Genomic DNA, 12,115 nt, shown 5'->3' on the forward strand with positions numbered 1-12,115 from the left:
ATCCCTTCATCGAAAATCTTTTTTTAATTAGGAATATTTTAAGAGTTTTGGTCGTTTCCCTGCAGAATCATCAGGGAAATCAAATTATCGCTAACTCAAACTCAATAAAAATGAAAAAAAGTTACAAAAACCTTACTGGGGAAAGGTTTGGAAAACTACACATGTTAGTTTTCTCTACAATGCTACTTCTTTCGGCTGGAATGTTCGCCCAGAACCCTGCTCAAAGATCCAAAATAATGGGGAATAGCAACCTTTCTAAACTTAATCAATTACAAGTACAGAATGCCGAAAAGGCAGCTATTCAGAAAAAAGAAGCTATACAAGCTGCTAAACAAAATGGATGGCCTATCACAACTAGACTTAAAGATGGAACTTTTTCTGAATTACAGAGAGTTTCTGCAGATGGAAAACCAATTTACTATACCACTTACAATGTTGCTGCTGCTAGATCTACTAGAGCGAATCATTTAAATATTGGTGGATCTCTTGGTCTTAACTTAGACGGTCAAAATATGACTGCTTATGTATGGGATGGTGGTCACGCAAGAGCGTCTCATCAAGAATATGACGGTGCTGGAGGAAACAATCGTGTAACTATTCAAGATACTTCAACAGAAGGTGGTCTACAGCTAAATTTTCACGCAGCTCACGTAACAGGAACTATTATGGCTTCTGGAGTACAAGCTAACGCTAAAGGGATGGCGCCACAAGCTAAAGTAAATGGATATATGTGGAACAATGATGTTGCGGAAGCTACTACAGCAGCTTCAAATGGAATGCTTCTTTCTAACCATTCTTATGGTTTTAGAAGTGACTTAGTTCCTGATCAATATTTTGGAGCTTACATTGATGAATCAGAAGCTTGGGATGAAGTAATGTTTAATGCACCTTACTATCTTATGGTAGTTGCTGCTGGTAATGATGGTAACCAAAATAGTTACAATGGCCAACCTCTTGACGGTAACTCTTCTTACGATAAACTAACAGGGCATTCTACTTCTAAAAATAATATGGTTGTTGCTAATGCACAAGATGCAAGTATCAATGCAGATGGATCATTAAGTAGTGTATCAATTAACTCTTCGAGTAGTGAAGGACCAACTGATGATTTTAGAATCAAACCAGATATTACTGGAAATGGTACAAGTGTTTATTCTACTTATGAAAATAGTGACACGGCATATGCTAGTATAACTGGAACATCAATGGCTTCTCCTAATGTTACAGGATCACTATTGTTATTACAACAACATTACGATAACTTAAACGGAAGTTTTATGAGAGCCGCTACCCTAAAAGGATTAGCGTTACATACTGCTGATGATGCGGGACCTTCTGGACCTGACGCTGTTTACGGATGGGGATTAATGAATGCAAAAGCTGCTGCGGAAGCTATTTCTGCAAATGGAAATGAATCTAAAATCGAAGAACTCACTCTAAATAGTGGTCAAACATATTCAATCACTGTAGATGCTGATGGAGTTAATCCTTTACTAGCTTCTATTTCTTGGACGGATCGCGCAGGAACTGCTACTACTGCTACAAACTCTTCAAATGCAGTTTTAGTTAATGATTTAGACATTAGAGTAACTCAAAACTCTACAACATACAGCCCATACCGATTAACTGGTGTTACTACCAATGGGACTGGAGATAATACAGTAGATCCATACGAAAGAGTGGATATTGCTAATGCTTCTGGAACATATACTATTACAGTTACTAATAAAGGATCTCTAGTAGGAGGAAGTCAAAACTTCTCTCTTGTCGTTACAGGATTAACAGGAACACCTGTTGTTTGTAATGCTACGGTTCCAGCTGGAGTAGGATCTTCTAATATAGGTTCTGATACTGCAACTATTAATTGGACAGCAATTCCTGGAGCATCTTTTGACGTAAGATACCGTCAAACAGGAACTTCGACTTGGACAACACAAACAGCAAACGGAACTTCATCCGTTATTTCTGGTTTAACTGAAACTACTTCATATGAAGTACAAGTAAGAAGTAACTGTTCTGATGGATCAACATCTTCATATAGTGCATCAACTACTTTTACTACTACAGAAATTCAATTAAACTATTGTGCATCTAATGGTAATAGTGTAGCTGATGAATATATTGGTAATGTTCAACTAGGAACGATTAACAATGCTTCTGGAGCTGGAGCTGGAGGTTATTCTGATTTCACTTCTATTTCTACATCTATTTCAAAAGGAAGTGATTATACAATAACAGTAACTCCAACTTGGACAGGAACTACATACAGTGAAGGATATAGTGTGTGGATTGATTATAATCAAAATGGAATATTTACCGATTCTGGTGAGCAAGTGTGGACTCAATCTGCTACGCAAACTACACCAGTAAGCGGAAGCTTTACAGTACCATCGAGCGCTTTAAATGGAGATACAAGAATGCGTGTTTCTATGAAATATAATGGAGTACCTACTTCTTGTGAATCATTTCAATACGGAGAAGTGGAAGATTATACAGTTACAATTGGAGCATCTACTGGTGATACGCAAGCGCCAACTGCACCAACTAATTTAGCTGCATCTGACATTACTGAAGCTACTTTAACATTATCTTGGAGTGCCGCTACTGATAATGTAGGAGTTACTGCTTATGATGTATATCAAGGAAGTACAATTCTAGGTGAAGTTACTGGAACTACTGCAAATGTAACTGGATTAACTGCAAGTACTGCGTATCAATTTAATGTAAAAGCAAAAGATGCCGCTGGAAATGAATCAGGATTTAGTAATACGGTTGACGTTACAACTGCTGCTGCTCCCGATACACAAGCTCCAACTGCACCAAGTGGATTAACTGCTTCGAACGTTGCTGAAACAACCTTAACTCTTTCTTGGAATGCTGCTACTGATAACGTAGGAGTTACTGCATATGATGTATATCAAGGAAGTACCGTTTTAGGTGAAGTTACTGGTACGTCTACAAATGTAACCGGATTAACTGCAGATACTGCATACCAGTTTAGTGTAAAAGCAAAAGATGCTGCTGGAAATGAGTCAGCTTTCAGTAACACAGTAAATGTATCCACTACCGGTGGATCTACAGGAGGCGGTTGTACATCGGGTATTTCTTCTTTCCCATATGATGAAGGATTTGAGAATACTCTTGGAGCATGGACGCAGTCTACTGCAGATGATATTAACTGGACTGTCGATGCTAGTGGAACACCTTCTGGTAGCACAGGACCATCAAGCGCAACACAAGGTAGCTACTACATTTTTGTTGAAGCTTCTGGTAATGGAACTGGATACCCTAATAAACAAGCAATATTAAATTCTCCTTGTTTTGATCTTTCTGGTCTTTCAGAAGCAAGCTTCTCATTTAACTATCACATGTATGGTGCAACAGATATGGGTAGTATAGCAGTAGATGCAAGTACAGATAATGGAACTACTTGGACTAATTTATGGAGTGAAACTGGAAACAAAGGAAATTCTTGGTTAAATGCTAGTATTGATCTTTCTGCTTATGTTGGTGGAGGAGTTCAATTAAGATTTAACAGAATCACAGGGTCTACTTGGCAAGCAGATATCGCAATCGATAATGTATCATTAACCAATACTTCTGGTGGTGGTGGATCTACAGATATTTGTGAAGGAGTTTCTGAATGGAGTAGCTCTCAATCATATCAAACAGGAGATCAAGTTACCTACCAAGGTAACCTATTCGAAAGAACTGCTACTGGATGGACTAATCTTGGAGCTTGTGGAACAACAGCATCATTTGTTACTACTTCTGATGATTTACAAGGACCTCCAACAGAATTATTATCAGTATATCCTAACCCACTAAAAGGATCAATTCTTAATGTGCGTACAGGAAATTCTGGAACACAGAACTATTCAATTTATAATATGTTAGGACAAACAGTTCTTAAAGGAACTTTTTCTAACACTATAAACGTTGAAGGATTAGAAGCTGGAGTATATATGTTGAAGATGGATGTAAGAACGGTTCGTTTTGTGAAAGAATAAAAATTTAAGACAGATAACCTTAATTTTTTTAAATAAAGCCCTGAAACAAAATTGTTTCAGGGCTTTTTGTATACTTGTAATTCATAATTAGCTGATTATACTATGAAATACTATGAAACTGATAGGCTTACATTACGCCCAGCTGCTATTTTAGATGCTTCTTTTTACTTAAAGCTTCTTAATACTCCCAAATGGTTACGAAACATTGGAGACCGTAATGTAAAGTCTATTAAAGATGCTGAAGTTTATATTACAGAAAAAATGATTCCTCAATTAGAACGATTAGGATATTCTAATTATACTGTTATCAGAAAATCTGATAATATAAAAATTGGTTGTTGTGGATTATACGACCGAGAAGGTATTGAGGGCGTTGATATTGGATTTGCTTTCTTACCTGAATTTGAGAAAAAAGGGTACGCTTATGAAAGTGCTTCAAAAATGAAGGAACTTGGTATTAGTGAATTCGGAATTAAAAAAATCAGCGCTATCACAATACCAGAAAACAAATCATCTCAAAAACTATTAGAAAAGTTAGATTTTACTTTCATAAAAATGATGAAAATCCCAAATGATGATGAAGATCTCATGTTATATGAATATCAAACAAATGTTTAATCAGGTTTACTGTATCTAATTATTATGAAAAAAATAATACTTATCCTCTTTATAGTACTCAGCACTGCACTGATGGGTTATGTTACAATCCGTAAATCAAGTGACGTAAATAAATTTTTAAGTCATGAAATAGACTTAAAACATCAACATTTAAGATTTTACTGGAAAAACAAAAATGGAAAAAATTTCAGAAACTTTCAAAATCTAAAAACGGAACTAGAGAAAGAGAATAAAGAACTAGTATTTGCTATGAATGGCGGGATGTATAATAAAGATTTATCTCCTCAAGGACTGTATATTGAAAATGGAATCATAAAATCCAAAATAGATACTATTAAAAAGGGCTACGGGAACTTCTATCTACAACCTAATGGTATATTCTATATCACTAAAAACAACAAACCAATTATACAAACCACTGAACTTTTTAAATACAATAATGAGATAGCTTATGCAACTCAATCTGGTCCAATGTTACTAGTAAATGGGCAAATTCATAATAAATTTAACCAAGGCTCACCTAACATCCACATAAGAAATGGTGTTGGGGTTCTCCCTAATGGAAATTTACTTTTCGTAATGTCAAAAGAGAAAGTAAATTTTTATGACTTTGCCAGTTATTTCAAAAAGAAAGGATGTGAAAATGCTTTATATCTTGATGGTTTCGTTTCTCGAACTTATCTACCATCTGCTAAATGGAAGCAATTGGATGGAAATTTCGGAGTGATACTCGCAGAAGTAAAAAAATAAAAAACCTGTTAAACATTATAGGCTAACAGGTCATTCATCGCGACTTGGGGAGGTTGCGATTAATTAACAACAAAAAATCACATAACAAAAATTATCTTTTTCGTTAAAACAAAAATACTTTCTTTGCTAAGTACATACAGTTAGAAATCAATTCGATTGTAGGTTTAACTGACTTCTGTAAACGATTTATACGCTTTTTCATAATAGGGCAATGTGTGAGGGTTAAAACTTAATTAAAATTTCAAAAAGAGAACAATAAAAACTGTACTTCTTTATAGGGAATGCTAATATGCAAAATATATTTCAAAATAACGTTTAAATGCCATTAAAATCGACAAAAAACACAAAATTTTAACATTTTATAACATTTCTATAGAATTTACGGGTTGAAGCAAAGGTTTAGGTAAGTAAAAACAACACAGATAAAGTAAGTTAAATCTTACAAAAACATTGTTTTAGAGCCTTTATAATGATAACGTATTATTATTTGATTTATTATTCGTTTAAATTTTTATAATAAGCGTTTAACCCTATGTAGTATCTGATTGAATCAATCTAAAATCATTTCTGGTACATTTCCTTCTATTATGAGCTTTCCTTCTGTTGCTTTTTGCACTTCCTCTACACTAACACCTGGTGCTCTTTCTAACAGTTTAAAACCATTATCAGTAACTTCCAGAACAGCCATATTGGTCACAACCTTTTTAACACAATTTACTCCTGTTAATGGTAACGAACATTTACGTAATAATTTAGACTCTCCAGCTCTATTTGTATGCATCATGGCTACTATAATATTTTCTGCACTAGCAACTAAATCCATAGCCCCCCCCATACCTTTAACCATTTTACCAGGAATCTTCCAATTTGCGATATCACCATTCTCAGCAACTTCCATTGCTCCTAAAATCGTCAAATCTACATGCTGACCTCTAATCATGTTAAAACTTGTTGCAGAATCAAAAAACGAAGCACCTGGCATTGTGGTAATAGTCTGCTTACCTGCGTTTATAACGTCTGCATCTTCTTCTCCTTCAAACGGAAATGGTCCCATCCCTAATACCCCATTTTCACTCTGAAACTCAACTTCAATACCTTTAGGTATATAATTGGCTACTAACGTAGGGATTCCAATTCCAAGATTAACAAAATATCCATCTTCTAGTTCTTTAGCTATACGTTTTGCTATTCCATTTTTATCTAGCATAATATGTTCTTCTAATTTTAATTGAAATATATCTAATTTAATGAGGATAAACCTATCTCTTCCTAACGGTAAGTTGTTCTATTCGTTTTTCGTAATTTTTACCTTGGAAAATTTTCTGAACAAAAATTCCTGGAACATGAACCTGATCTGGGTCAAGACTCCCCGCAGGGACTAATTCTTCTACTTCAGCAATTGTAATTTTTGCAGCGCCACACATACACGGATTAAAATTTCTAGCAGTACCTTTAAAAACAAGATTACCCGCTTCATCTCCTTTCCAAGCTTTCACAAAAGCAAAATCCGCTTCAAAGGCCTTTTCCAATATATACATTTTGCCATTAAACTCTCTAGTCTCTTTTCCCTCTGCTACTTCTGTTCCATAACCTGCGGGTGTATAAAATGCAGGAAAACCTCCTTGGGCAGCTTTACATCTTTCTGCTAACGTACCTTGAGGTATTAGTTCCACTTCTAATTCTCCACTTAACATTTGGCGTTCGAATTCATCATTCTCTCCTACATAAGAAGAAACCATTTTTTTTATCTGTTTTTGTTGTAATAAAAGCCCCAAACCAAAATCATCAACACCAGCATTATTAGAAATACAGGTTAACCCTTTAATATTTTTCTTTACTAATTCTGCTATAGAATTTTCAGGTATTCCACAAAGACCAAAACCTCCTAACATGAAAGTCATGTTGTCTTTTACTCCTTCTGTGGCTTCAACAACCCCAGCTACTGTTTTACGAATCATAGTATTCAATTTTTAGCAGATTAAAAGTACCAAAAAAAAACAGTACTAAAACGTTTGAATACTTATACTTTTAGAAATAATTTAGATTTTCAAAAAGGAAGTTAGAATTGAAATTCATCTTGAGACTTATCTATTGTTTCATAGGTTTCGCAATCCAATTCTACTGAAAGGTTTACAGGCTTCTCAAATTCAGAATTAGATATCCGTAAACTTGTATCCGCATAACATTTTTTCATATACAATGCCCATATTGGCAATGCCATAGAAGCTCCACTTCCATAAGTTATAGATTCAAAATGTGTAGACCTATTGTCTCCGCCTACCCATACTCCTGTGCATAGATTAGGAACAATCCCCATGAACCATCCGTCACTATTGTTTTGAGTGGTACCTGTTTTTCCTGCTATCGGATTATCAAACTTATAAGGATGTCCAGTAATTACATTTTTATAAAGATATTGATCTGAAGCATCTGTTCGTAACCCTCTACCGGATCCTGTTTGGGTTACCCCTTCCATCAAATTAAGTGTTATATATGCAGATTCTTTACTAATAACATCTCTACGCTCAGGAAAATTATCATACAATATAGTTCCATTCTTATCTTTGATATGAGAAACAATAAAAGGTTTTACATATATCCCTTCATTTGCAAACGCGCTATATGCCCCTACCATTTCAGAAAGCTTTATGTTTTCTGTTCCTAGCGCAATGGAGGCAACTGGGTTAATTTCTGATTGAATGCCTAATTTATTTGTCAAATTAATCACAGTTTCCGGCCCTATTCTATCCATCAATCTTGCCGAAACAGTATTGATCGATTTTGCTAAACCATTTTTAAGCGTTACTGATCCAACATAGTTACCATCCGTATTTGTCGGTGTCCAATCCTTACCAGATACTCCATGTCTTCCGATTGGTATAGTAATTTTAGCTCTTGGTACTTTATAACAAGGTGAATATTTTAATTGATCTACAGCGGTAGCATATACAAATGGTTTAAAAGTAGAACCTACTTGTCTCGCCCCCTGATCTACATGATCATATTTAAAGTGTTTATTATCAATTCCTCCAACCCATGCTTTTACTTCTCCGGTTTGAGGGTTCATAGACATTAATCCAGTATGCAAAAATCGTTTATAATACAAAATAGAATCCCTTGGTGTCATGATGGTATCTATAACACCATTCCAAGAAAATACTTTCATCTTGGTTTTTACATCAAAAGAATCAAGAATTTCATCTTCACTTTTGCCGTTCTCCTTCATTATCTTTCTCCTGACTGAACCTCTTATAGCCTTATTTATGATTTCATTCTTTTGATCAATAGAAAGACCTCTAAATGGAGAAGTAGTATTAAATCTTTCCTGCTTATCAAATTCTTTTTGAAGATTTGTCATATGCTCTTTAACAGCTTGCTCTGCATACTTTTGCATCCTCGAATCCACAGTTACATAAATTTTAAGGCCATCCTTATATATATTATGAAATTCTAATTGCCCATCTTCATTTTTATTAATTGGGTTATCCTTTATCCACTTCTGAACAAATTGTTTTACCTCTCTTCTAAAATAAGTCGCTCTACCATCTGCATAACCTTCAGGTTTATAGTCAAGTTCTATAGATAACTTTTGCAAACTATCTTTTTCTTTATTTGTCAAATAGCCATATTTAGCCATTTGGCTTATCACAGTATTTCTTCTATTAATGGCATTTTTTAATCTTGATTTCGGATTATATAAAGTAGCGCTTTTAAGCATTCCTATTAATACTGCTGCTTCCTCTATCTTAAGGTCCTTAAGTTCTTTATTGAAATAAATCCTAGATGCTGATCCTATACCTATCGCCTGTCTTGCAAAATCGTATTTATTCAAATACATCACAACAATTTCATCCTTAGTATACTGTCTTTCTAAACGGGCTGCAATCACCCATTCCCTTATTTTTTGAGTATATTTATCTATGTTTTTTGACCTAAGTCCAATGAAAAGTAACCTAGCCAATTGTTGTGTAATTGTACTAGCTCCTCCTTTTCTACCTAGAGATGCAAAAGCTCTAAAAGTCCCTCTTGGATCAACGCCAGAATGTTCATAAAAACGAACATCTTCTGTTGCAATCAAAGCATCGACTAAATGCTTTGGTAAGTCATCATATTTTATTGGTGTTCTGTTTTCATTAGGTTGAAAGATCGTACCTAACTGAATTCCATCCGAAGAAATAATCTGAGAAGCTAAGTCATTTCTAGGATTCTCAAGATCCTCGAACGTTGGCATCTCTCCTAAAACACCCCAGCTAGCTAACAGAAATAAAAAAGGAATTATAATAACGACTATAGAAAAACTAATCCAGAAACATTTTACGTATTTCCTTTTGTTAGAATTCACTTGTCCTTTATTCATTTCTATTTTAGAGTAAGATTTCTTCTTTTTTATTTAATCGATTGTTTATCTAAAGACCAAATTCATCTTCTATTGGATCTTCTATCTTAATATTTTTCCTGAATTCTTTACAATCTACTTCTATAGTTAATTTTTCTGGCTTCTTAAACCCATCTTTGGATACTTTAAGTGTTTTATCTGCATAACATTTTCTCATATATAAGGCCCATATAGGTAGTGCCATTGTAGCTCCCTGCCCATACCTGGTAGAATTAAAATGTGTAGCACGATCATCTGCTCCAACCCAAACACCCGTACACAGATTGGGGACAATACCCATAAACCAACCATCACTCTGATTCTGCGTCGTACCGGTTTTACCAGCAATTGGATTTGTAAATTGATAAGGATATCCTGTTACCACATTTTTATAATCATACCTATTTGATGGCCCAGATCTTAGACGTGCTCCAGATCCAGATTGTGTAACTCCTTCTAATAGATTTAAAGTTACATAAGCCGCTTCTTTGCTAATTACATCTCTAGTTTCTGGTTCAAACTGATACAAAGTTGTACCATTTTTATCTTCGATACTAGTGATCATAACAGGTTTATTGTAAATGCCTTCGTTTGCAAAAGTACCATATGCTCCAACCATCTCTGATAATTTAAGGTCTACAGATCCTAATGCAATAGAAGCAACTTCTATGATCTCAGATTCAACACCCGATTTTTTGGCAAGTCTTACTATAGGTTCTGGCCCAATTCGATCCATTAAACGCGCTGAAATTGTATTTACCGACTTTGCAAGAGCTTCTTTAAGACTGAGATAACCCGTATATTTGGCGTCACTGTTTTTCGGTGTCCAATCTTCCATCACACCATGTGATCCAGCCGGAATTGTAATCTGTGACATTGGTAGTGTATCGCAGGGAGATAATTTAAGTTGATCGATCGCGGTAGCATAAACAAAAGGTTTAAAAGTAGAACCTACCTGACGTGCTCCTTGATAAACGTGATCATACTGAAAATGCTTTATATCTACACCACCAACCCAAGCCTTGACCTGGCCAGTCTGAGGCTCCATAGACATCATACCAGATCTTAAAAACCCTTTATAGTACAAAATCGAATCTCTAGGAGTCATAATAGTATCAATATACCCTTTCCAAGAAAATATTTTCATCTCTGTCTTAACATCAAAAGATTTTAAGATTTCTTCCTCACTTTTATTCTGAGATAACATTTTCTTTCTACGAGCAGAACTACGAATAGCTCTTTTTATAATTCCATTTACTTCTTGTTTAGTAAGATCTCTAAATGGTGATGTTTTATTCTTAAGTTCCTGTTTATCAAACTCTTTTTGCAGGTTAGACATATGCTCCTGAACAGCTTCTTCAGCATATTTTTGCATTCGAGAATCAATTGTTACATTAATTCTTAATCCATCTCTATATATATTATAAAAATCTGTATTACCTTCATCGTCTTCTCCTTTTGGATTCTTTTTAACCCAATTACCCATCCAGCTTCTTACATATTCTCTAAAATAAGTAGCGATTCCATCAGAATGCCCTTCTGGAGCATAATCTAAACTTAATGGTAACTGTTGTAAACTATCTTTTTCCTTGACAGTTATATAATCATATTTTGCCATTTGAGACAAAACTACATCTCTTCTATTTTTAACTAATTCAGGTCTTCTTAGCGGATTAAAAAGCGAAGAATTCTTAAGCATACCTACTAATACTGCAGCTTCTTCTTTTTTAAGTTCCTTGGGAGTTTTATTAAAATAGATACGAGAAGCAGAGCTTACTCCAATTGCTTGATTAAGAAAATCATATTTATTGAGATACATCGCCATGATCTCATCTTTAGTATACTGCCTTTCTAATCTTGTAGCAATTACCCATTCTTTAATTTTTTGTGTATAACGTTGCCAACCCTTGGATCTAGTACCAGTAAAAAGCAATTTTGCTAACTGCTGCGTAATTGTACTTGCACCTCCTTTTTTACCCAAAAAAGCAAAAGCCCTAATTGTTCCTCTAGCATCAATACCTGAATGATCGTAATACCGCACATCCTCTGTGGCTACTAAGGCATTAACTATGTTTATTGATAAATCTTCATAACTAACCGGAGTTCTATTTTCCTTAAAGAAGGTTCCTATTTGTTTTCCATCGGAAGAAATAATCTGAGTTGCTAAATCATTTTGAGGATTTTCTAAATCGTCAAAACCAGGCATTTCTCCAAAATACCCCCAACTTGCAAACAAGAATATTAGCATTACTAAAAATATTCCTGAAGCAAAAGTGATCCAGAACCACTTTATATATTTAAGTACACTAATTTCTGTAGCTTTTGACTTTTTCCTAGTCGTTTTGGGTGTTGCTTTAGCCAT

General features: G+C 34.8%; 7 protein-coding genes. 3 read left to right on the forward strand and 4 right to left on the reverse strand.

Annotated features, from left to right (window positions below):
• Positions 1-110: 110 nt before the first annotated feature.
• The 3 genes from BMY33_RS04580 to BMY33_RS04590 all read left to right on the forward strand — a co-directional run bounded on the left by BMY33_RS04580 (position 111) and on the right by BMY33_RS04590 (position 5,378).
• Positions 111-4,010: a S8 family serine peptidase gene (locus BMY33_RS04580; RefSeq protein WP_244542979.1), complete on the forward strand. Its 3,900-nt coding sequence runs from the start codon at positions 111-113 to the stop codon at positions 4,008-4,010.
• A gap of 102 nt (positions 4,011-4,112) precedes the next feature.
• Positions 4,113-4,628 carry a GNAT family N-acetyltransferase gene (locus BMY33_RS04585; RefSeq protein WP_091406177.1) on the forward strand — a complete coding sequence of 172 codons (516 nt, stop codon included), beginning with the start codon at positions 4,113-4,115 and terminating at the stop codon, positions 4,626-4,628.
• A 24-nt stretch (positions 4,629-4,652) separates the two neighbouring features.
• Positions 4,653-5,378 carry a phosphodiester glycosidase family protein gene (locus BMY33_RS04590; protein WP_091406180.1) on the forward strand — a complete coding sequence of 242 codons (726 nt, stop codon included), beginning with the start codon at positions 4,653-4,655 and terminating at the stop codon, positions 5,376-5,378.
• Positions 5,379-5,928: 550 nt separating this feature from the next.
• On the opposite strand, the gene BMY33_RS04595 is transcribed toward BMY33_RS04590, so the two are convergent.
• The 4 genes from BMY33_RS04595 to BMY33_RS04610 form a co-directional block, all read right to left on the reverse strand.
• On the reverse strand, positions 5,929-6,585 hold the full coding sequence (locus BMY33_RS04595) for a CoA transferase subunit B (RefSeq protein ID WP_091406182.1): 657 nt from the start codon (positions 6,583-6,585) through the stop codon (positions 5,929-5,931).
• Between the two features lie 52 nt (positions 6,586-6,637).
• Positions 6,638-7,336 (reverse strand): CoA transferase subunit A, encoded by a 699-nt coding sequence (locus tag BMY33_RS04600; RefSeq protein WP_091406184.1) that lies wholly within the window; start codon positions 7,334-7,336, stop codon positions 6,638-6,640.
• Between the two features lie 101 nt (positions 7,337-7,437).
• Complete coding sequence (locus BMY33_RS04605) at positions 7,438-9,735, reverse strand: transglycosylase domain-containing protein (RefSeq protein WP_091406186.1); 2,298 nt, start codon at positions 9,733-9,735, stop codon at positions 7,438-7,440.
• Between the two features lie 49 nt (positions 9,736-9,784).
• Positions 9,785-12,115 (reverse strand): penicillin-binding protein 1A, encoded by a 2,331-nt coding sequence (locus tag BMY33_RS04610; RefSeq protein ID WP_091406188.1) that lies wholly within the window; start codon positions 12,113-12,115, stop codon positions 9,785-9,787.

The organism is Aquimarina amphilecti (assembly GCF_900109375.1).
Classification (GTDB): domain Bacteria; phylum Bacteroidota; class Bacteroidia; order Flavobacteriales; family Flavobacteriaceae; genus Aquimarina; species Aquimarina amphilecti.